A 20,801-nucleotide genomic window follows, 5' to 3' on the forward strand; every position below is an offset into this window, starting at 1 on the left:
TCCCCCTACACCTGGATCTGGCCGGCGAGCTGCTGGATGTGGATGAGCACGAACTCGGCGGGCTTGAGCGGGGCGAACCCGACCAGGATGTTGACGATGCCGCGGTCGATGTCGTTCTGCGGATTGTTCGTCGCGTCGCATTTCACCAGATAGGCGTCCTTCGGCGTGCGGCCCTGGAAAGCGCCCTGGCGGAACAGGGTGTTCATGAACGCGCCGACGTTGAGCCGGATCGACGCCCACAGCGGTTCGTCGTTCGGTTCGAACACCACCCACTGCGTGCCGCGGAAAAGGCTTTCCTCGACGAACAAAGCCAATCGCCGCACCGGCAGGTACTTCCACTGGTTCGCGAGCACGTCCGCGCCGCGCTGGGTGCGCGCGCCCCACACCACGTTCCCCACCGACGGCAGGCCGCGCAGGCAGTTGACGCCGAGCGGGTTGAGCACGCCGTTCTGCGGGTCGGTCAGCTTGACGCTCAGCGCGCTGACCCCGCTCAACGTCGCTTCGGTGCCGGCCGGTGCCTTCCAGACGCCCCGCCGGACGTCCGTGCGCGCCCAGATCCCGGCGATCGCCCCGCACGGCGGGAAATCGCGAACCCGGTTCTCCTGCTTGATGTCCGGCTGTTTGATCTGCGGGAAGTACAGCGCCGCGTTGGCGCCGTTTTCGCCGTTCAGCACGAACCCGGCATCCTTCACCGCCGTCGACACCGCGGCCGGCGTCTTCCAGTTCGGATCCGGATCCGCGATCAGCATCGCCCGGCGGTCCACGCACAGCTTGAGCGCCTTGTCCAGAATGTTGTCCGCGCCGATCAGCCCCGGCGCGCCGGGCAGGCAGAGCATGTTGAAAATGTCGGTCTTGAGCAAGGCGTAAATACCGCTCTGATTGCCCGGGTCGCCGAGGTAGTCCGCGGGCCGCGGATCCGGTCCGTTGTCTCCGCCGCTCGCCGCGGTGTACCAGACGTCTTTCTTGTCCTTGTCCAGGAACGGGTCCTCGCCCTCGCCCAGATCGGCGGAACTGTGCTCGGCCGGACGGTTCCCGGGGTTCTCGACCTTGCCGATCAACGCCGAGGAAGCGATGACGTTCCCCAGCGACCGCGGGGACTTCTGGTCGATGCTGACGTTGAGGTACTGCTCGGTGACCTTGCTGGTCTTGTCCCGGATCGTGAGGTTGTACAGCTTGTCCGCGCCCTCCGCGGCGGTGCTGTAGTCGACCCGCGCCAGCAGATTTCCGTTGGCCCAGAACCCTTCTCCCCGCGCGTGCAGCGTCGGCCCGCTCGGCAAAACGATCTTCGCCGCGGCGGCGGGCGGAGGCGGCTTGGGATCCTCGGCGGCCGGCTCGGCATCCGGAGTCTTCGGCGGCGCCACCGTGCCGAACACCCGCACGATTTCGGCTTCGCTGCCGCCGTTCTGGTAGAACTGCCAGACCGCGTAGCTGAGGTCGCTCGCCGCGTCGAGCCCGCCGAATTCCTGTTCGTAGTCCTCCCAGCTCGTAATGTGCACCGCCACGTTCGTCACGCCGCGCGGTGCGGTGCCGACGAAAGCCGCGACCGAGGTGGGCACCCCGGTGATGGTCCGAACCGCACTCGGCAGCTCGTCGATATAGACACCCGGAAAGGTGGGCGTGATGGGCATGGCCGTCTCCCTCCGCGGCTTTCTCGGCCGTGGTACTGAGCGTGCACTGGTTCCGTCACCGCGGCGTCACGTCGCCGTCTTCCGCGCCGATCCGGCTCAGCCAGCGGTCCACCGACGCGAGAACCTGTTCGCGGGTCGTGAGCACCTCCGACGTCGTCGCGTCGGTGCGCACGTCCGCGGTCGTCGTGATGCGGACCCGCAACTGTCCTTCGGACGTGCGCCACGCCCGAAGGACGTGCAGCGCGATTCGCTCCGAGTCCGCACCTGCCATACGGTGCAGTACAACGGTTCTCCGTCACCGCACCGTCACCCGGATCAGGCGAGCAGAGCCCGTACGCTCGCGCTGGGCCGGACGCCGAGTTCACTGTGCAGCAACTCGGCCAAGGCGCGATACGCGCGCACCGCCTCGCCGCGATTTCCTTCGAGAAGGTGCACGCGGATCAGGCACCGGTGCGCGCTTTCCCGCAACGGTTCGGCGTCCACCGCGGTGAGCGCGGCGTCGATCGCTTCGGAAAAGCGGCCCGCCTCGCCGAGCCGTCCGGCAAGGCATTCCAGCGCGTGCAACCGAAGCTGCCGCCATCGCTCGCGGAAAACGAAAAGCCAGTCGTCGTACCAATCCGGCAGCAAATCGGTCGACAGCAAACTGATCACCGGTTCGCTGTCGCCGGGAAGCTCCGCGGTGTCGGACGCGAGCGAACGCGCCAGGCTCGACGCGGCCCGCACGTCGACAGCCGCGGTATCGGCGAGCGAAAGCCGTTCCGCGCTCGCCTGCACCAGATCGCGGTGCACCCGGCCGATCCGCCACAACGTGGTGCGGAGGCTCGCCGCACCGTGTTCCTCCGACGAGTCCGCCCACAGCGCGTGCGCGACCTCGGCCCGCCGCACGGGCCGGTCGCGCAGCGCGAGGTAGGTCACCAACCGTTGCGCCGCACGGGAAAGCGGTCGCGCGCCGACCGCTCCGTCCACCGCGAAAGCCGGCAACGTCTGCACGACGAGCACCGACGCCGATCCTGTCCCCTCTCCCGATTCGTACTCCACCGCTGTTCTGGAACCGACCATCCGAACCGACACCCCCTCGATCCTCGGCGGCGTCCCCCGGGAACGCCGCCGGCCGAACTCCGATGATCGTGACCGGCCCGCCGCCGCGCCATCCGTGCTACCACGTAACTTCGCTCACGGCCGCTCCCGCACCGGCGCGAACGAGCCGCCCGGACCAGCCCCGGCCAGCAATCGCTGGTCCCGCATGAAGGCAAGAAATTGAAGGTACGTGCGCTCCGTGAACGCATTCGCCGGCCAGATCTCGTCACCCGGCCGCAATGCGGCTCCAGCCATTCGGCGGTACCGCGCGTTGATGGCCTCGGAAACGCGAATGAATACGCCCACGTCCCCGATCGACGCGATCCGCCGCGACACCGGCACCCCCTGCGCTTCCCCGGCGAGAAACCGGTCGAGCGTGGTGCTGGTGATCACCCGCGCCAGGTACCCGCCGAACTCTCGCCACGCCTGCTGCTCTGCCGGGGTGTATCCGGCGAGGTTCCAGTTGGCCGGGTCGAGAATGCCGATCACGCTGCCGAACATCTGCGCCACCGCGCTGCTGATGCCCTGCCCGATCGCGCCCGCCGTCTGCACCCCGGACGCGAGCCCGGTCGCCACCCGGCGAGTCCACGCCGCGACCGCCGGCGCGACCGTGTCCACCGCGCTCACGCCGTAACTGCCCGAAACCCGCGCCCCGGCCTCGGCCCCGAGACTGAACGCGGCGGCCACCCAGCCTTCCTCCCCGGAGAAAAGCCCGGTGCTGACCGAAAATCCCACCCCAGCGAGCAACTTCGCCGCGACGTTAACGCTCCCGCCCGCGTACGCGCCGGACACATTCCCCGCCTGCCCGGCCGGGCCGAGCCGAAGCGCCACGACGATCGCTTCGCTGCCGCCCGCGGTCACGGCGACCCCGAGTTCGCCGTACCCGATGATGTCCGTGGTCACCTCGCCGGACTCCAGGTTGACGAAGACCATCGTGTCCTGCCCCGCGCCGACCCCCACCCCCGCACCGGCATTGCCGGAGGCCCGCATCCCGACCGCCGCCCCGGTGATCGCCCACCCCAGCAACCGAAGCGGCGCCGACAGCACCGAGACCGCCGCCCGGACCGCCCCGAACACCCGGTTGCCGCGGAGATTCGCGACCACCGCCCGGGTGTCCGGCTCAGCCTGCCGGGCGAGACCGGGCGCACTGGCCCCGGCCACCCGGACCGAGCCGCCGCCGGCCACCGCGTTCGCCGCCGCGTCCGCCGACCGTTCGAGCGAATGCCCGGAGGCGGGCCCGCCGCCGCGACGCTGCTGGACGACGTGTGCCAGCTCGTGCGCGAGGGAACGCCGTCCCGCGCTCGTCTCCGGCCGGTATTCGCCGGTACCGAAGACAATGCGCTCGCCGACCGTGTAAGCCTTCGCGCCCAGCCAGGCCGCGGATTCGGCCGCCGTCCGGTCCGAGTACACCCGCACCTGGCTGAAGTCCTGGCCGAAGCGCTCCTCCATGAAGTGCCGGATGCCCGGTTCGAGAGGATTCCCGCCGCGCGCGGGCTCGGGCCCGGCGGGTCCCGGCGCGGGCATCCGGACGCGCTGCTCCATCGGACCCTCCCGATCACTGGACCACCGGGACAGTGTGATCGGAATCCGTCACCGCGACGTCACCGCGGCGGCTCCCCGCCGCGATCGCAGTCCGTTTCGGCATATTCCTCTTGCCCGGCATGCGCCGACCGGTCAGCGAGCGCCCTCCCCGCGCCGGTCGCGCGCCCACTGCGCGAGCCGGACCCGGGATTTGAGCCCGAGCTTGCGGTAGACGTTGCGCAGATGCGTCTCCACGGTCCGCTCGCTGAGGAACAGCGCCGCGGCGATGTCGGCGTTCGACAGCCCGTTCCCGACCAGCGCGGTGATCTCCGATTCCCGCCGGGTCAGCGGCCCGGACCGCTGCGCCGGGACGGAATGGCCCTGCTTCACGATCCGCTCCGGCCACGGAGTGCTGCCCGCCGCGGTGAACGCCGCCGTCGCCGAGGACGTCACCGCCTCCGCCTCGGCCGGGGACAGCAGCTCGGCCAGCTCCAATTCGGCTTGTGCGGCAAGCAGATTCATCCCGAAGCCGCGCAACGCGGTCGCCGAACCGCGCAGCCGCTCGACCGCCACGACGGCCTTTCCCCTGGCCGCGTCGGCAAAGCCCTGCTGCCGGTCCGCGAGCGCGTGCAGCACCGGAGCGTTGCTGCCCGCCGCGCGAAGCAGGCCGACCACGCGATCGGCTTCGGCCAGGTCTCCCCGCTGCACCGCGGCATATCCGGCGAAGGAAACCCGGAGACAGTTCAGCTGCGTGTCGCCGAACGGGAGCGTGTCGGTGAGCGGCGGAGCCTGTGCCGCCACTCCGCGCCGCACCGCCAGCGCCGTCGCCGCCAGGTCGAACGCGTCCAGCAGGTCGATCTGCGAGGGGTCGTAATGCCGGCGCGCGTCGGCCAAGTCCGCGGCCGCCTCGTCGAGATGCCCGCGCTCGGCACGGACGAAAGCGCGCCCGGCGAGGGTCCGCCCCACCAGCCGGTCCTGCCCGACCCGGCGCGCCTCGGCCACCGCACTGTCCATTTCAGACTGCGCGGTCCGCAGATCACCGGCGAAATACCGCGTCGTGGCCAGCATTGTCTGCAGGTAGCACGTCGCGGACGGCAGCCATTGCCGGACCGCCGGAGTGCTGCCGACGTCCGCGACCCGGATCGCGGTGGCAAGATCACCGCGCAGCGTGGACAGGCCGTTGAGCATCATCCGCGGCGCGAACGCGAGACGCGGACCCTCGTCGCCGCAGCGCAGCGCAAGCTCCAGCGCGCCGCGCAGCTCCACCACGGCGGTTTCCATGTCGCCGGACAGCGCCGCCAGCGCACCGGCCCCGAGATGCGCGACCGAGTGCGCGCCCGGAGTGTCGCTTGTGGACGGAAGCGCGACGAGCTCCCGCGAAATCACCGCCAGCTCCGGGAAATCGCCGTGCCGCAACGCGATGATCCAGTGGATCAGCAACCGCGTCGGCGGATCCGTCGCCGGACGGCGCCCGCTGGCCCGCGCGAGCCCGACCGCCGCTGGAAGGTTCCCGCGCTCGACTTCGAGCAGCGCCTGCAGATGCCGCCACGCCCGCCGCCGCTCGGTGTCCTGCCCGCGCCGCTCGCTGAGCGCGACCGCGTCCCGCAGCAACTCGGCGGCCTCGTCCAGCCGGCCGCGCCCTTGCTGCAGCCGAGCCAAATCCACGAGCAACGCCGGCACCGCGTCCGGCCGTGCGTCCCGCGCCCGCCGCAGCGCCGCAGCCAGGTACTCGGCGGCTTCGTCCAGATCCCCGACAGTCAGCGCACGGCTCCCGGCGGCGCTGAACGCCTCGATCGCCCGGTCCACCGGAACGCTGTCGCCACCAGCCGCGTAGTGCGGCGCGGCCGCGACAGTGCGGTCGGCCCGGTGCAACGCCGCCCCGATCGCCGCGTGCAGTGTCCGGCGCTCGGCAAGCAGCAGCTCGTGGTAAACCGCCTCGGCGTAAAGCGGATGCGCCACTTGGTAATGCGGCTCGACCGGGGATTGATGCTCGACGACCAGCCGCCTGCCGACCAGCCGGCGCAACGCCGCGTGCAGGCCCGGCAGCCCCAGCCCGGCCACGTCGGCCAGCACCTCCGGCCGCCCGTGCGTCCCGGCGACCGCGACCACCTCCAGCAGCCGCCGGTCCGCCTCCCCGAGCAGCCCGATCTGCTCGCGCACGACGTCCCGGATCACCTCGGGCAGCGGCCCGCACATCCGGCTGGCGGCGAGATGCCGGGTCAGCGCGACCGCGAACAACGCGACCCCGGACGCCCGGGACGTGACCGCCCGAAGCAGCGCGAGCGGCGGCGGGGTGCCCAGCACGTGCTGCACCAGATCCCGCACCGCCTCGTCGGGCAGCGGCGCGAGTTCCAGCAACCGCCCGGCCGGGTGTCGCCGGGCCGCCTCCGCCATCGCGCCGAGCGCCTCGTTGTCCACGCCTGAGCGAAAGCACCCGACCACGAGCAGCGGCAGTTCCTCCGCGTTGCGCCCGAGATAGTGCAGCAGTTCGATGGTCCCCCGATCAGCGCAATGGAGATCGTCGACCACGAGCAGCACCGGAGAACGGACGGCGAGCTGACGCGTCGCCGCGAGCACCGCCTCGCACATCCGCGTGCGCTGCAGCCCGGGATCCCCGGCTTCAGGCGAAACCGGACGCAAGTCGGGGAACAATGCGCCGACGTTACCGGGATCCGGAGAAAATCCGGCCGATTCACTCAGATGGCCGCGGAATGCCTGGACGATAGGCGCGTACGAAAGGCCGGACAACAACGGGTCCGCCCGCCCCTCGACAATCGCGAATCCCTTGCCCCGGGCAGCCCCGATCGCCTCGGCGGCCAGCCGGGACTTGCCGATCCCCGGCTGCCCGCACACCAGGACCGAGCCGCCCCGTCCCTCGCCCGCGGCGGCGATCGCCCCTGCCAGCACAGCGAATTCGACGTCCCGGCCGATCAGCGGAACGCCCGGTTCGGATCCGCGACACGAGCCGATCCCGCCTCTTCGCGGCAGGTCCGCACTCCCGGCCGGTGCTGCGTCCATTCGCCAGCCTCCCCGAACAAGTGCCCTCAAAACCATACCGCCCGAAGGCGGTGGCACGAGCGATTTTCTCGCGGGGGAGAATGGCGCCGGGAATCTGGCCGCTGACCTGCGGGGGAGGCATCGGAGCCGCCGGGACTAGACCTGGTCGGCACAGCTGATGAGCATTTTTCACAACGCGGCAATGCGGGGAATGGCGCCGCGGAGCGGTTCCGCACCCGTTCCGCGTCGCCTTCACGGACAGCCGTGAGGGGAACCCTGAGGGAATCAGAGTCCGTGAAGGTGCCCCTCACGGACGACCGAAGCACCGTTGCCGGGCCGGGCTCAGCCCGGCGACCGTCCACAAAGGACGAAAACCTTCACATAATGTCCGATTGATCCCCATATGACCGTATCTGCAGGTCCGTGAAGGGCCCCTTGAGGGAATCTGATTCCCTCAAGGGGCCCTTCACGGACCTGGCTGCCGAACCGAACGGCACTCGCTCGCCGCCGATCCGGCGCGTGGGGGCGGACGCGTGGGGGCGGACGCCCCCGCCCGCTCACTCGACCAGCAAATCCTCGATCATGATCGGAATGCTCCGCACCCGGATCCCGGTCGCGTTGCACACCGCGTTCGCCACCGCGGCCGCCATGCCCACCGCGCCGATCTCGCCGACGCCGCGGGCGCCGACCGCGTTGTGCAGTGTGTCCGGGTACTCGACGAACTGCACGTCGATCTCCGGGATGTCGGCGTTGACCGGCACCAGGTAGCTCGCGAAGTCGGCGTTCGCGAAGCGGCCGTTCGACTCCACTTCCAGTCCCTCGTGCAGGGCCGCCGACACGCCCCAGATCATGCCGCCGGACAGCTGGCTCCGCGCCTGCATCGGGTTGATGATCCGGCCGCCGTCGAAGACGCCCAGCATCCGCGACACCCGGACCTCGCGGGTCAGCCGGTGCACCCGCACCTCGCAGAACTGCGCGCCGAAGGAGCTGAACGAATGCTTCGTCATCTCCTCGCCCGGCGCGGAGGAACCCTTGGCGGACAAGGATTCCCGGCCGATCGCGCGCAGCAGCTCGCCGAACGGCATGGTGCCGCTGTCACCGTGCAGCAGGCCCTCGGCGTACGTGACCACCTGGCCCTCGAACGGCGCGCCCGGCTCGGCGGCGAGCGCCACCAGCTCGTCGAGCAGTTCGGTGGCCGCCAGCATGATCGCGGTGCCGGTGCTCGCCGTCGCTGTCGAGCCGCCGGACATCCCGCCCGGCGCGAACCGGGAATCGCCCAGGTGCGGGGTGACGCGTTCCGGGTCGATGTCGAGGGATTCGGCCCCGATCGTGGCCAGCACGGTGAGCAGCCCGGTGCCCGGGTCGGCCCCGCTCGTGGACACGTCCGCGGTCTCGTCCGCGTTGAGCGTGAGCTCGACCGTCGCCGGGAAGCGCAGGCCGGGGAACATCGCGGTCGCGGTGCCCATGCCGACGAGCCAGTCCCCGTCGACGTGCCCGCGCGGCGACCGGTTCGCCCAGCCGAACCGCTGCGCCCCGATCTCGTAGCACTCGTCGAGATGCTTGCTCGACCACTGCAGGTCGACCCCGGGCGGGGCGAGCGAGCTGTTGCGCCGCCGCAGTTCGATCGGGTCCATCTCGAGCGCGATCGCGAGTTCGTCGACGGCGCTTTCGAGCGCGAACGAACCCGACGCCTCCCCCGGCGCGCGCATGAACGTGCCCGGCGGGATGTGCAGCGGCACCATTTTCTGGCTGATCGACAGGTTCTGCGTCGCGTACCACTCGCGCGACGTGCCGTGCGACGTCGGCTCCACAAAGGACCGGCTCATCGACGTGGCCGACCAGGAATCGTGCTGCACCGCGATCAGCGTGCCGTCGCGGTCCGCGCCCAGTGCGACATTCTGCACCGTGGCCGGCCGGTTCGCGGTCGCCGTGAACACCTGCTCGCGGGTGAGCGCGCACTTCACCGGACGGTCGAGCGCCTTCGCCGCGGCCGCGGCGAGCATCGCCGGTGCCGAGGTGCCCGCCTTGCCGCCGAACGCCCCGCCCACGTACGGGTTCACCGCGTGGATGGCCGACGGCTCGATGCCCAGCACCCCCGCCATTTCCGCCGCTTGCAGGTGGCTGGCCTGGTTTCCGCTGTAGAGCGTCAGTTCGCCGCCGTCCCACTTCGCGACCGCGGAGTGCGGTTCCATCGCCGCGTGGTTCTGCGTCGCGGTGCGGTAGGTCTGCGAAACCACGACCGCGCTCTGCGCCAGTGCGTCCGCAATGGACTCGACGCCGTCGGCGAGCACCTCGATCGACGGTTCGGCGCCACGGCTTTCCGGCGCGTCCTCCGCGGTCGCGAGGCCGTCCTCCATCGACGTCAGCGCGGGCTTCTCCTGATACGACACCTCGATCAGCCCGGCCGCGTCCCGCGCCTGCTCGAACGTCTCCGCGACGACCAGCCCGATCGGCTGGCCGTAAAACACGACGTCCCGGTCGTGCAGCGGCAGCCACACGTCCCCCATCAGCTGCGACACGTACGCGTGCAGCTCGAGCGGGTCGAACGGGCTGTACACGCTCACGACGCCCGGCGCGCTCTTCGCCGCCGTCACGTCCATGGCCGTGATCTCGCCGTGCGCGATCGTGCTGAGCACGATGTACCCGTACAGCGTCCCGGGGAACGTGCGGTCCAGCGCGTAATCGGCCCGCCCGGTGACTTTCCGCGGACCGTCCAGCCGCGCACTCATGCCCGGCTCCCTTCGGTCAGTTCGAGCAGCGCGCGGACGATCGTCCGCTTCAGCAGCGAAGGTTTGAACACGTTGCCGGACAACGGCTTCGCCCCGTCCACCGCGACCGCGGCGGCAGCGGCGAAGGCCTCCTCGGTCAGCTCCGCACCGCGCAGCGCCTCTTCCACCGCGGGCAGCCGCCACGGCACCGTCCCGACCCCGCCGGCCGCGACGCGGGCGTCGGCGATCTTCCCGTCGCGCACGTCGAGCGCGACCGCCGCCGAGCACAACGCGAACTCGTACGACTGCCGGTCGCGGATCTTCACGTACGTGGAGTTCTCCGCCCAGTCCAGCCGCGGCACGCGCACCTCGGTGATCAGCTCGCCGGGACGCAGGTCGTGCTCAATCTCCGGGGTGTCGCCCGGCTCGCGGTAGAACTCGGTGAGCGCGACCGTCCGGGTGCCCTCAGGCCCGGCCAGCACAACCTCCGCGTCGAGCGCGACCAGCGCGACCGCGACGTCGCTGGCGTGCGTGGCCACGCAGGAATCACTGGTGCCGAGGATCGCGTGCATCCGGTTGACGCCGGAAATCGCCGAACATCCGCTGCCCGGCGAACGCCGGTTGCACGGCATCGCGACGTCGCGGAAGTACGAGCACCGCGTGCGCTGCATCAGGTTTCCGCCGATGCTGGCCATGTTCCGCAACTGCTGCGACGCGCTGAGCAGCAGCGCGCGCGAGATCGCCGGGTACACGCCGGGATGCGCGGCGATGTCGCCCATCCGCTCCAGCGCGCCGAAGCGCAGGCCGTCGGAGGTGTCGATGCCCCGCAGCGGCAGGTCGTTGATGTCCAGCACGAGCTGCGGCGTAAGGACGTCGAGCTTCATCAGATCGACCAGGGTGGTACCGCCGGCGAGGTAGGTGCCCGCGCTGCCCAGCGCGTCCTCGACCGTGGCGGGCGCGGTCAGCTCAAACGGTCGCATCGGCCTGCCTCGCCTGCTCCACGGCGCGCACGATGTTCGGGTACGCCGAACACCGGCACAGATTGCCGGACATGAACTCGCGGACGTCGGCCACGTCGTCGCGCACCGCGGCGACCGCCGACATCACCTGCCCGGACGTGCAGAACCCGCACTGCAGCGCGTCCTGGTCCACGAACGCCTGCTGCACCGGGTGCAGTTCGTCCTCTGTGGACAGTCCTTCGACGGTGGTGACGGGCCCGCGCACGGCAGCCGCCAGCGTGAGGCAGGACAGCACGGGCTTGCCGTCGACGTGCACGGTGCAGGCACCGCACTGCCCGCGGTCGCAGCCCTTCTTCGGGCCGGTGACGCCGAGCCGCTCGCGCAGCGCGTCCAGGAGGGTCACCCCCGGCTCGACGCCGAGTTCTTCGGTTCTTCCATTGACTTCAAGGGAAATGTCCACAGTAGGGTTCGCTTTCCCGCAGCCCGTCCGCGGCGGACGTCCTGCGGCGTGATGGTGGTGGTGACGGCCCTTCGGGAACACGAGCCGCCGGGGTAAACCGGATATTCATCCGCTTGGCTCGCTTTGACCGAGGCTAGCGGATTAGAATCCGCTACGCAACGAAGTGGAGCTGCTCCAGGTGAGGCTGGAGCAGCTCCAGGTCAGACAAGGCGAAGCAAACGCGGGAGGCGCGATGCCGGTGAGCCCGCGGCGGGCGGACACCCGGCGCAACCACGAACGGATCCTGGCGGTGGCCGCGGAAACCGTGAGCCGAGCGGGAGAAGTGTCGTTCAACGCGGTCGCCAAGGAAGCGTGCGTCGGCGTCGGCACGGTGTACCGGCACTTCCCCACGCCGGAGTCGCTGGTGCTGGCCGTCTACGAGCGCGAGGTGAACCAGCTCGTCGAGATCGTGCCCGAATTACTCGCCAAACATTCCCCCGATCAGGCGTTGCGCGTCTGGATCGTGGACCACCTGGCGCACTACATGATGACGAAACGCGGGCTGGCCAACGCGTTGCGCGCGTCGCAGAGCGAACTGCCGACGCAGGCGTACGCGCGGATGATCGACGCGCTGGACACCCTGCGGAAGGCGAACGCGGAAGCGGGCACGATCCGGCCGGACCTGAAGACGGAAACGCTGATGCGCGGCCTCGGCGGGCTGTTTTTCCTTACCCCGGACGGAGATTGGAAGGCGGAGACCGAAGGAGTGGTCGACCTGGTGTGGCACGGAATGCGGCTGGACTGACCGCGTCAGGCCTCGGCGAGAGCTTCGATGACGGCCCTCGCGCTGGCTTTCGGATACGCCGCCGGACCGTTGTGACCGCCGGGCCACGAAGTCAACGGCACGTCCAGTTCCCGTGCCAGTGCTTGCGCACAAAGGCAAGTCCACAGCGTGCCGGACTTCTCGCCCGCGCCCGCGATCACCTGGTCTCGATGCGTGCGAAGGGCCTCGATATCCAGGCGGTACTCGCGCGCCGCGCCGAGATCGTGTTCGAGGTAGAACGACATGTCCTGAAAGAACTGCGGCGTCACCACGAGTTCCGGGGCGTCGGCCTCGCGCTCGGCGGGATTCAGGCCGATCAGAGCGGTGAGTTGCTGCAGCGCCGCCACGGTGCCGTCAGTCTGAAAAGTCTGGGCCAGGCGCGCGAGACCGGCGTCTGTTTCTTCCCGCGCCGCGCCGCTGAGCAGATGAGTGTCCGGGGGCTCGTGCGCGACCAGCTTCACGACGTCGTGCGGGTAGCGGGCCAAGAGATCCAGAGCGATCAGACAGCCGATGCTCGTGGCGAAGAGGAAGACACCGCCACCGCCGAGCGTCTCGATCAAGCTGTGCAGGTCGTCAACGTGCGTCTGGATCGTCGGAGACGGCGCGCCCGGGGCGAGCGGGCTGCGCGAGATGCCGCGGCGATCGCAGGAGACCACCTCGAACCGCGGCTTGAGCATCTCCCGCATCGGATCTGTCTGATGTGCCTGACCGGCTCCGCCTGGCACCATCACCAGCAGCGGACCTTCTCCGGCTGTCTGCCCGCGAAGAGTGCAGCCGTCGAGTGACACTTGCACTGAGCTTCCTGCCATGAACGCCCCAAGGCTCTCTGGCCAGCGTAGCGCTGACCAGCCCGCCGGATCAGGCCGTGACGGCTCGGCGGAGGGCGTCGAGATAAGCGGCCGAGGACGCGGCTCCGGAAACCACGAACTGACGGTTGACGATCACCGTCGGAACGCCGCTCACGCCGAGCGCCCGTCCTTCGCGGTGGTCATCCCGGACAGCGTCCGCGTAATCGTCGCTGTCGAGCAATGCTTGCGCGTCGTCCTTGTCGAGCCCAGCGTCGACGCCGAACTGCAGCAACGAAGCATGGTCGGCGATATTCGCCCCTTCGCCGGTATAGGCCCGCATCAGCCGTTCGCGAAAGTCGTTCCCGTGCCCGCGGGCCTCCGCGAAGTGCGCGAGCCGGTGCGCGTCGAACGAGTTCACCAGGAGCGCGTCCCGCATCCGATAGCGCAACCCCAGCTCCGCGGCCAGCTCGCCGACCTGGTCGACCGCGGCCTCCGCGTCGGAGAGGCTGAGCCCGAGGTCCCGTTCGAGCCTGCGCGGGATGGTCAGGTCCGGCACCTTCTTTTCGTCGGGGTGCAGGTCGTAGCTGCGCCACCGGACGCGCACGTCCCCAGCGCGCTCGAATTCGGACAGCGCGACCTCGAACCGCTGCTTGCCGATATAGCACCACGGGCACAGAAAGTCGGACCAGATTTCGACCGCGATCTTCGTCATGCCGCAAGAATAGGGACCTCTGCGCCGCACTGAAACCACTGACAAGCACTGACAATTTGGTAAGGTCCATTCGTGGATGCGACCAGCCCTGGACGAAGCCCGGCCGCCGCGCCGCTGGACGCGACGTTCCGCAAGGACTGCCCCGGCCGCCCGCTCTTCGAACAGGCGACCAGCCGCTGGGGCCTGCTCATCCTCCTGGCACTCGCGCCGGGCGCGCTGCGGTTCGCGCAGCTTCGCGACCGGATCGGCGGGATCAGCGAGAAGATGCTGACGCAGAACCTGCGCACCTTGGTGCGCGACGGACTGCTCGACCGCACGGTCGAAACCGAGACGCCGTTGCGGGTCTCGTACTCGCTCACCGCCATCGGGCACGACCTGAGCGGACGGCTGCGCGGTCTCATCGACTGGAGCGAGGAGCACGGCGAGGAGATCTCGGCCGCCCGTACGCGGCACGACGCACGGACCCCGCAACCGACTCCGACAGGAAAGCGCGCGACCACCGCATAAAAGAAGATCTTCGAGAAATACTCATACGGGGAAACTTGCGCTTACCCGATAAACTAAGCCGCTATTAACATTCCGCGGATCATTCCGAAGTGGACAGCACCTTCAAGTCCACCCCAGCCCGCTCGAAATGCCCGCGCGGATCCGGCACCAGCTTGCGCTTCTCCAGATCCATCAGCCCCAGCGTGCACTTGATCTCGGCCGACAGCGTCCCGTCCAGCTTGATGATCCGCGAGGTCATCCAGAACACCTTGCCCTCGCCGAACGACGCGTCGCAGGTCACGTCCACCACGTCGCCGGCGCGCAGTTCCCGCCGGTAGACGATGTTCGATTCGAGCAGCACCGGCGCCAGCCGCGCCTCGCGCAGGTTTCCGTCGCCGGCCGCCTCGAAGACCTCCAGCCGCGAAACCTCGCCGTAGGAGTGGTACACGGCGTGGTTCAGATGGCCCAGCGTGTCGAGTTCGTAGTGGCGCACCTTGATCCGGGTGCGGAACGGTTCGCGGTCGGTCACGAGGCTCAGGCTAGTTGTCGTAGAAGAGTTCCTCGACCACGGCATGTGCGTGCCGCGTCACACGCCGGTAGAAGTCGAGGAACTCGCCCGGATCGTCGTCCACCGAGTAGCCGAACACGCGCGCCACCGCGGCGAGGTCGCGTCCCGTTCCGGGCACCTCGTCCGCCGCCTTGCCGCGCACCAGCATCGTCGCGTTGCGCACGCGCGTGGCCAGCAGCCAGGCCTCGCGCAACGATTCCACCGATTCGGCCGACGCGAGACCAGCCTCCGCCAACGCGGTCAGCGCTTCGAGAGTCGACGTCGTCCGCAGGCCAGGCACCTCGTGCGCGTGCTGCAACTGCAGAAGCTGGACAGTCCACTCGACGTCGGCGAGACCGCCGCGGCCGAGTTTCGTGTGCCGTGTCGGGTCGGCGCCGCGCGGAAGCCGTTCGGTCTCCACCCTGGCCTTGATCCGCCGGATCTCGCGCGCGTCCGTCGGGTCGAGCCCGCCTTCCGGATAGCGCAGCGGGTCGATCATCTCGATGAACCGACGGCCAAGCTCGTCGTCACCGGCGACGAACCGGGCCCGCAGCAGCGCCTGCGACTCCCACACCTCGCCCCAGCGCTGGTAGTACGCCCGATACGACTCCAGCGTCCGCACCAGCGGCCCGCTGCGCCCTTCCGGCCGGAGATCGGCGTCGACGACCAAGGCCGGATCCGCGCTCGGCGCGCCGAGGATCTTCCGCACCGTCTCGGCGACCGACGAGGCGAACCGCACCGCTTCGGCGTCCGTTACGCCTTCGGCCGGCTCGCAGACGAAGAGCACGTCGGCGTCCGAGCCATAGCCCAGTTCCGCCCCGCCGAGCCGGCCCATCCCGATGACCGCGATCGTCGCCGGAGTACGACCCAGCTCAGCCTGCCGTTGCCGGTAAGCCGCCGACAACGCTCCCTGTAACACGGCCACCCACACACTCGACAGCGCTTCGCAGACCGACGGAACATCCAGCAGTCCCAGCAAATCCGCACACGCGACGCGCAGCAGCTCGTGCCGACGCAATGACCGGGCCGCGGTAACCGCAGCGCTCAGCCCAGGCTGACGACGCACCGCAGCCCGCAGCGATGTCGCCACTTCCGCCGGAGTCCGTCCAGTCAGCCGAGCCGGATCTCCCAGCAGCTGCAACACTTCCGGCGCGCGGACGAGCAGATCCGGGACCAAGTTCGACGTGCCGAGCAGGAACGCGAGCCGCTCGACCACGGTGCCTTCATCACGCAGCACCCGCAGGTACCACGGCGTGTCCTGAAGCGCCTCGGACACCTTGCGATACGAAAGCAGCCCGCCGTCCGGGTCCGGCGTATCGGCCAGGCAATCGAGCAACACCGGAAGCAGCGCCTGCTGAATCGCCGCCCGCCGCGACACCCCGGAGGTCAGCGCCTTGATGTGCTGCAGCGCGCCTTCCGGAGCGGCGTACCCGAGCGCGGCAAGACGGCTGGCGGCCTGCTTCGTGGTGAGCCGCAGCGCTTCCGTCGGCACATTCGCCACCGACTGCAGCAGCGGACGGTAGAAGACCTTCTCGTGCAGCCGCCGAATCCCCTGCGCGTGGCGGCGGAACTCAGCGAGCAGCGCCTCGCCCTGGCTACGCCCGCGAACCGGCCGGATCCCGCAGGCGCGCGCGAGAATCCGCAGCTCATCGGTGTCGGAGGAGGCCGGGAACAGATGCGTCCGCCGCAACCGGCGCAGCTGCAGCCGGTGCTCGACGGTCCGCAGGAACTCGTACGACGAACTCATCTCCGCCGCGTCCGCCCGGCCGACGTACCCGCCGTCGCCGAGCGCGGCCAAGGCCTCCAAAGTGGACGGCGAGCGCAGCGCGGGATCCACCCGGCCGTGCACGAGCTGCAGCAGCTGCACGGCGAACTCGACGTCCCGCAGCCCGCCGCGGCCCAGCTTCAGCTCGCGTTCGAGATGCTCCGACGCGACGTGGTCCTCCACCCGGCGGCGCATCTGCTGGACCTCGGTCACGAAGTTCTCGCGGTCCGCTGCCGACCACACCATCGGCGCGACCATCTCCGCGTACTGCCTGCCGAGCTCGGCGTCGCCGGCCACCGGACGCGCCTTCAGCAACGCCTGGAACTCCCAGGTCTTCGCCCATTTCTGGTAGTACGCGGTGTGCCCTTCGAGCGTGCGCACCAGCGCACCGCTCTTGCCCTCCGGCCGCAACGCCGCGTCGACCTCGAAGCACGCGTTGCCGACCAGCCGCATCATCGTGCTGGCCAGCCGGGTCGCGACGCCAAGGTCGCCCGCCCCGACGAAGATGACGTCGACGTCGCTCACGTAGTTCAGCTCGCGACCGCCGGTCTTGCCCATCGCGATCACCGCGAGCGTGCCCTCGGCCGGCGCGCCGACCTCCTGCTCGGCGACCACGAGTCCGGCCTGCAGCGAAGCCTCGGCGAGGGTGGTCAGTTCGCTGGCGATGTCCCGGAACTGCGGATGCTCCAGCCCGGGCTCCACGAGATGACCGAGGTCAGCGGCGGCGATACCGAGCAGCAGCCCGCGGTAGCCAGTACGCAGTTCGTGTTCGGCGGCGGTTCCGGTCGCATAGCTGCCGTCGTCCTGCCGGACCCGCTCAAGCAGCCGGTCCGCGAACTTCGCCGGATCGGTGCACCGGTTGTCGGAGAGGCAACGCCACTCGCCCGGGTTGGCGACCAGAAAATCGGCCAGCGCGGTAGAGGTGCCGAGCACGCCCAGCAGCCGGCCACGGAACGTGCGGTGCTCGCGGAGGGTCCGGTCCAGCTCGGCCCAGCCCGGTTCGTCGGCCTCGCGGATGCGATCGAGCCCGGCCAGCGCGAGGTCGGGGTCCGCCGCACGGGACAGCGCGACCAGGACGTCCGTGGCCCCGTCGGCCGGTCCGCCTTCGGTCCACCAGCCCGCCGCGCGCAGTTGACCGTCGGCCCGGGTGTCAGTGAAGCCGTACCTGGCCGCCGAAGCTGTGGTCCGCGCGCGCTCTGCCATCGCTCACACCGTAGCCGGACCGAGGGTGGTTCAGGCAGCCAGGCGGTCCGGTTCGGTGTCGGCCGCGGACGGCTCGGGGACCTGGAAGCTGTGCGCGGTGACGGGTTTGCGCCGGGACAGGAGGTAAATCCCGGCCGCGAAGAGAATTCCGACGACGCCGACCGCGATGGTCCCGGCTTCGCCGAGCGACGCGATCTTGCCCGCCGCCGCGCCGACGATGGCCGCCGCGGGCAGCGTGAACAGCCACGCGAGCACCATCCGGCCCGCCATCCGCCAGCGCACCGGCGCTTCGCGACGGCCGACGCCGGAGCCGACGATGCCGCCGGAGCACACGTGCGTGGTCGACAGCGGGAAGCCGAGGTGCGAGGACAGCAGGATCACCACCGCGCTGCTGGTCTGCGCGGAAAAGCCCTGCGGACCCTCGATGTCGGTGAGGCCCTTGCCGAGGGTGTGGGTGATCCGCCAGCCGCCGAGATACGTGCCGAGCGCCAGCGCGGACGCGGCGCTGACGATCACCCAGATCGGCGGCGCGGACCCGGCCGGGAGACTGCCGGCCGCGACCAGCGTCAGGGTGATGACGCCCATGGTCTTCTGCGCGTCGTTGGTGCCGTGCGCGAGCGAGACGAGCGACGCGGACACGATCTGCCCGACCCGGAATCCGCGCCCGCCGCGCTTGCGGACCAGGAAGCGGTAGACGACGTAGGTGACCGCGGCCGCCGCCACCCCCGCGATCACCGGGGACGCGGCGGCGGGCACGAGCACCTTGTCCACGATCTTGGCGAAGTGCACGGAATCCGCGCCCGCCGACACCCAGGTCGCGCCGATCAGCCCGCCGAACAGCGCGTGCGACGAACTCGACGGCAGGCCGACGTACCAGGTGAAGAGGTTCCAGACGATCGCCCCGATGAGCCCGCCGAACACGATGGCGGGCCCGATCCGCGTCTCGTCGACGAGACCGCTGGAAATCGTTTTCGCGACCTCGACCGACAGGAACGCGCCGGCCAGGTTCAAGACCGCGGAGATCGCCACGGCGACGCGGGGCCGGAGTGCTCCGGTGGCGATCGAGGTCGCCATCGCGTTCGCCGTGTCGTGGAAGCCGTTGGTGAAATCGAAAACCAGCGCCGTGCAGATCACGACGACGACGAGCAGCGAGGGGTCCACCCCGACCTCCGAACCCTACGGAAATACCTCTCGCAAGGTACCTGACCGTTTGGGTGAACCGTTAACTCGCCGTAAGTGATTCCGACGTCATCCGTTAAGCCAGCGGCAACTGGCGTTGACTTTCCGGAGCCGCCTGCAGCTGCCCGGCGGCCAACTGGACGAACCGGGCCGCGAACGGACGCCACGTCTCGGCGAGGTCCGCGTGCACAGAGGTCAGGGTGTCCCGCTCCAGCGCGCCCGGACGGGTGAGTTCCGCCATTTCCGGTGCGGCCTCGGCCCAGGCCAGCACGATGTCCGGCGTGGTCTCGATGTGGAACTGGACACCGTAGACACAACGGTTCATCCGGTACGCCTGGTGCGGGTACTTCGGCGAGGACGCGAGCAGCTCGGCGCTCGGCGGCAGGACCGTGATGGCGTCCTGGTGGAACTGCAGGACGTCCGGGAGGAACGGCATGTCCGCGAAGAGCGGATCGACCCACGCGGCGTCCTTTTTCGACACCAGCCCCGGCCCGACCTCCGGCCCGGCCTCGCCCACCGCGGTCTGCCCGCCGGTCGCGACGGCGAGCAGCTGCGCGCCAAGACAGATCGCGAGCGTCGGCACCGCCTTGCCCGCCGCGGTGGCGAGGAGCTTCCGGACGTCGGCGAGCCAGGGGTGGGCCGCGTCGTCGAGCGCGGACATGCCGCCGCCGAGACACACCAGCCCGTCGTACCCGTCGAGACTCGCCGGCAGCTCCTGCTCCGGCGGCAGCCGCACATCGAGTTCGGCACCGGCCTCGGTGAGCCACTCCCCGAGCGGGCCGACGGGATCGCTGGCATCGGGCTGGATGATGAGCAGACGAGTCACGGCGTCCAGGGTACGGGCATCCCGGCCTCGGTTGGATAGCCGTGCGCGAGCCAAGTCGTGATGCCCCCGGAGAGCCGCTTCACCGTGAAGCCAAGCCGCGCGAGCCGGTATGCGCCCTGGGTGGCGGCGTTGCAGTAGATGCTCTCGCAGTAGCAGACGTAGACGAGGTCCCGATCGAGGTCACGGGTGCTTTCCTCGGTGATTTCCCGGTACGGCAAGCAAATCGCGCCCGGCAGGTGCGCTTCTTCGTACGCCCCCGGACTGCGAGTCTCGACCAGTACGTAGCCGTCAGTGCGTCCGTCCGCGAGATCCTGAGCAAGATCGGCCGGGTCGACCTCAAAGGCAAGCTCACGCCCGAAGTACCCGACAGCGTCGGTCGCGGCTTCACTGGGGAGGGAGAGGATGCGAGGTTTCACGCCGTTAATCCTCGCCGCCGCACCCCCGTGCGAGACAGTGGAAGATCCAGGTGTTCTACGGTCTTCACCAGGGCTTTCCAGGCCCGGACGGCAGCTGGCTTGGGATCTATCGGGAGGGCACGGACGTGGACCTGGACGACGTCGATCGGCACCTTCTGGAGCTGCTCCAGTCCGACGCCCGCCTGACCTTCTCCGAACTCGGCCGCCGGGTCTCCCTGTCCGCGCCGGCCGTGACGGAGCGGGTACGCCGGCTGGAACACCGCGGCGTCATCACCGGGTACTCCGCACGGATTGACCCGGAGAAACTGGGCCGCCCGATCCAGGCGATCGTCCGGGTCCGCGTCCGCAGCCTGGACGGCCCGCGTTTCCGCGAGACGATCCTCCCGCTGCCGGAGATCACCGACGCCGACCACGTCACCGGGGACGAGTGCTGGCAGCTCCGGGTCCACTGCCGCACGACGGCGGAGCTGGAGCAGTTCGTGGAACGGGCTCAGCGCTACGGCGAGACGACGACGTCGCTGGTGTTCTCTTCTCCAGTCCGGGGCCGCGGCCTGCCGCTCTGACCTGCCCGTTTTTGGGCATGAGAAAAGGGGCGAGGCTCCGGGAAAACCCTTTTCGGGTTCTCGACCGGGGCCCCGCCCCTTCCTTCTAGGTAAAGTTCGGCGGTGTCCTACTCTCCCACAACCCTTCGGTTGCAGTACCATCGGCGCAGTCAGGCTTAGCTTCC

At 69.8% G+C, this 20,801-nt stretch carries 18 protein-coding genes; 3 read left to right on the plus strand and 15 right to left on the minus strand.

Translation table 11 applies throughout. From position 1 onward, the window contains the following. Window positions 1-5 precede the first annotated feature (5 nt). The 8 genes from ACFSVL_RS11835 to ACFSVL_RS11870 form a co-directional block, all read right to left on the minus strand. Window positions 6-1,628, minus strand: a complete 1,623-nt coding sequence (locus ACFSVL_RS11835; RefSeq protein ID WP_378303369.1) for a phage tail sheath family protein — start codon at window positions 1,626-1,628, stop codon at window positions 6-8. 55 nt (window positions 1,629-1,683) lie between these two features. Further along, window positions 1,684-1,899 (minus strand): hypothetical protein, encoded by a 216-nt coding sequence (locus ACFSVL_RS11840; RefSeq protein WP_378303371.1) that lies wholly within the window; start codon window positions 1,897-1,899, stop codon window positions 1,684-1,686. Window positions 1,900-1,943: 44 nt separating this feature from the next. Next, window positions 1,944-2,699 (minus strand): AfsR/SARP family transcriptional regulator, encoded by a 756-nt coding sequence (locus ACFSVL_RS11845; RefSeq protein WP_378303373.1) that lies wholly within the window; start codon window positions 2,697-2,699, stop codon window positions 1,944-1,946. Between the two features lie 102 nt (window positions 2,700-2,801). After that, window positions 2,802-4,247 carry an eCIS core domain-containing protein gene (locus ACFSVL_RS11850; RefSeq protein ID WP_378303375.1) on the minus strand — a complete coding sequence of 482 codons (1,446 nt, stop codon included), beginning with the start codon at window positions 4,245-4,247 and terminating at the stop codon, window positions 2,802-2,804. Between the two features lie 132 nt (window positions 4,248-4,379). Next, entirely contained in the window at window positions 4,380-7,244 is a 2,865-nt protein-coding gene (locus ACFSVL_RS11855) for an ATP-binding protein (RefSeq protein WP_378303376.1), read from the minus strand. 536 nt (window positions 7,245-7,780) lie between these two features. Then, window positions 7,781-9,952, minus strand: coding sequence for a xanthine dehydrogenase family protein molybdopterin-binding subunit (locus ACFSVL_RS11860; RefSeq protein WP_378303378.1), 2,172 nt, complete (start codon window positions 9,950-9,952; stop codon window positions 7,781-7,783). Then, window positions 9,949-10,911, minus strand: coding sequence for an FAD binding domain-containing protein (locus tag ACFSVL_RS11865; protein ID WP_378303380.1), 963 nt, complete (start codon window positions 10,909-10,911; stop codon window positions 9,949-9,951). Before ACFSVL_RS11865 ends, ACFSVL_RS11860 begins: the two co-directional genes overlap by 4 nt. Next, entirely contained in the window at window positions 10,898-11,350 is a 453-nt protein-coding gene (locus ACFSVL_RS11870) for a (2Fe-2S)-binding protein (protein WP_378303382.1), read from the minus strand. Before ACFSVL_RS11870 ends, ACFSVL_RS11865 begins: the two co-directional genes overlap by 14 nt. Window positions 11,351-11,582: 232 nt before the next feature. On the opposite strand from ACFSVL_RS11870, the gene ACFSVL_RS11875 reads away from it, so the two are divergent. Next, a complete protein-coding gene (locus tag ACFSVL_RS11875; RefSeq protein ID WP_344268626.1) occupies window positions 11,583-12,134 on the plus strand; it encodes a TetR/AcrR family transcriptional regulator in 552 nt (183 codons plus the stop codon). 5 nt (window positions 12,135-12,139) lie between these two features. Here the strand turns inward: ACFSVL_RS11875 and ACFSVL_RS11880 are convergent, their stop codons facing one another. After that, window positions 12,140-12,961 (minus strand): alpha/beta fold hydrolase, encoded by an 822-nt coding sequence (locus tag ACFSVL_RS11880; RefSeq protein ID WP_378303384.1) that lies wholly within the window; start codon window positions 12,959-12,961, stop codon window positions 12,140-12,142. A gap of 49 nt (window positions 12,962-13,010) precedes the next feature. Further along, window positions 13,011-13,652, minus strand: coding sequence for a DsbA family oxidoreductase (locus ACFSVL_RS11885; RefSeq protein WP_378303386.1), 642 nt, complete (start codon window positions 13,650-13,652; stop codon window positions 13,011-13,013). Between the two features lie 72 nt (window positions 13,653-13,724). Between ACFSVL_RS11885 and ACFSVL_RS11890 the strand changes: the two genes are divergently transcribed. Beyond that, on the plus strand, window positions 13,725-14,159 hold the full coding sequence (locus ACFSVL_RS11890) for a winged helix-turn-helix transcriptional regulator (protein ID WP_378303388.1): 435 nt from the start codon (window positions 13,725-13,727) through the stop codon (window positions 14,157-14,159). Between the two features lie 79 nt (window positions 14,160-14,238). On the opposite strand, the gene ACFSVL_RS11895 is transcribed toward ACFSVL_RS11890, so the two are convergent. The 5 genes from ACFSVL_RS11895 to ACFSVL_RS11915 all read right to left on the minus strand — a co-directional run bounded on the left by ACFSVL_RS11895 (window position 14,239) and on the right by ACFSVL_RS11915 (window position 20,074). Next, window positions 14,239-14,667 carry an acyl-CoA thioesterase gene (locus tag ACFSVL_RS11895; RefSeq protein ID WP_378303391.1) on the minus strand — a complete coding sequence of 143 codons (429 nt, stop codon included), beginning with the start codon at window positions 14,665-14,667 and terminating at the stop codon, window positions 14,239-14,241. A gap of 10 nt (window positions 14,668-14,677) precedes the next feature. Continuing rightward, window positions 14,678-17,653: a bifunctional [glutamine synthetase] adenylyltransferase/[glutamine synthetase]-adenylyl-L-tyrosine phosphorylase gene (locus tag ACFSVL_RS11900; RefSeq protein ID WP_378303392.1), complete on the minus strand. Its 2,976-nt coding sequence runs from the start codon at window positions 17,651-17,653 to the stop codon at window positions 14,678-14,680. A gap of 30 nt (window positions 17,654-17,683) precedes the next feature. Continuing rightward, window positions 17,684-18,814: an inorganic phosphate transporter gene (locus tag ACFSVL_RS11905; protein ID WP_378303394.1), complete on the minus strand. Its 1,131-nt coding sequence runs from the start codon at window positions 18,812-18,814 to the stop codon at window positions 17,684-17,686. Window positions 18,815-18,908: 94 nt separating this feature from the next. Then, a complete protein-coding gene (locus ACFSVL_RS11910; protein WP_378303396.1) occupies window positions 18,909-19,658 on the minus strand; it encodes a type 1 glutamine amidotransferase in 750 nt (249 codons plus the stop codon). Further along, window positions 19,655-20,074, minus strand: coding sequence for a rhodanese-like domain-containing protein (locus tag ACFSVL_RS11915; protein WP_378303398.1), 420 nt, complete (start codon window positions 20,072-20,074; stop codon window positions 19,655-19,657). Before ACFSVL_RS11915 ends, ACFSVL_RS11910 begins: the two co-directional genes overlap by 4 nt. 125 nt (window positions 20,075-20,199) lie before the next feature. Between ACFSVL_RS11915 and ACFSVL_RS11920 the strand changes: the two genes are divergently transcribed. Beyond that, the gene (locus tag ACFSVL_RS11920; protein ID WP_378303399.1) at window positions 20,200-20,637 is read left to right on the plus strand and encodes an Lrp/AsnC family transcriptional regulator; all 438 of its coding nucleotides are present in this window, start codon (window positions 20,200-20,202) and stop codon (window positions 20,635-20,637) included. Window positions 20,638-20,801 lie beyond the last annotated feature (164 nt).

The sequence above is a fragment of the Amycolatopsis silviterrae genome, assembly GCF_042684085.1.
Taxonomy (GTDB): Bacteria; Actinomycetota; Actinomycetes; order Mycobacteriales; family Pseudonocardiaceae; genus Amycolatopsis; species Amycolatopsis silviterrae.

Excerpts from the sequence above, each read along its gene's own strand:
- ACFSVL_RS11855 (WP_378303376.1), bottom strand. The coding sequence starts at position 7,244 with ATGGACGCAGCACCGGCCGGGAGTGCGGACCTGCCGCGAAGAGGCGGG.
- ACFSVL_RS11865 (WP_378303380.1), bottom strand. The coding sequence starts at position 10,911 with ATGCGACCGTTTGAGCTGACCGCGCCCGCCACGGTCGAGGACGCGCTG.
- ACFSVL_RS11880 (WP_378303384.1), bottom strand. The coding sequence starts at position 12,961 with ATGGCAGGAAGCTCAGTGCAAGTGTCACTCGACGGCTGCACTCTTCGC.
- ACFSVL_RS11835 (WP_378303369.1), bottom strand. The coding sequence starts at position 1,628 with ATGCCCATCACGCCCACCTTTCCGGGTGTCTATATCGACGAGCTGCCG.
- ACFSVL_RS11850 (WP_378303375.1), bottom strand. The coding sequence starts at position 4,247 with ATGGAGCAGCGCGTCCGGATGCCCGCGCCGGGACCCGCCGGGCCCGAG.
- ACFSVL_RS11860 (WP_378303378.1), bottom strand. The coding sequence starts at position 9,952 with ATGAGTGCGCGGCTGGACGGTCCGCGGAAAGTCACCGGGCGGGCCGAT.
- ACFSVL_RS11840 (WP_378303371.1), bottom strand. The coding sequence starts at position 1,899 with ATGGCAGGTGCGGACTCGGAGCGAATCGCGCTGCACGTCCTTCGGGCG.
- ACFSVL_RS11875 (WP_344268626.1), top strand. The coding sequence starts at position 11,583 with ATGCCGGTGAGCCCGCGGCGGGCGGACACCCGGCGCAACCACGAACGG.
- ACFSVL_RS11885 (WP_378303386.1), bottom strand. The coding sequence starts at position 13,652 with ATGACGAAGATCGCGGTCGAAATCTGGTCCGACTTTCTGTGCCCGTGG.
- ACFSVL_RS11900 (WP_378303392.1), bottom strand. The coding sequence starts at position 17,653 with ATGGCAGAGCGCGCGCGGACCACAGCTTCGGCGGCCAGGTACGGCTTC.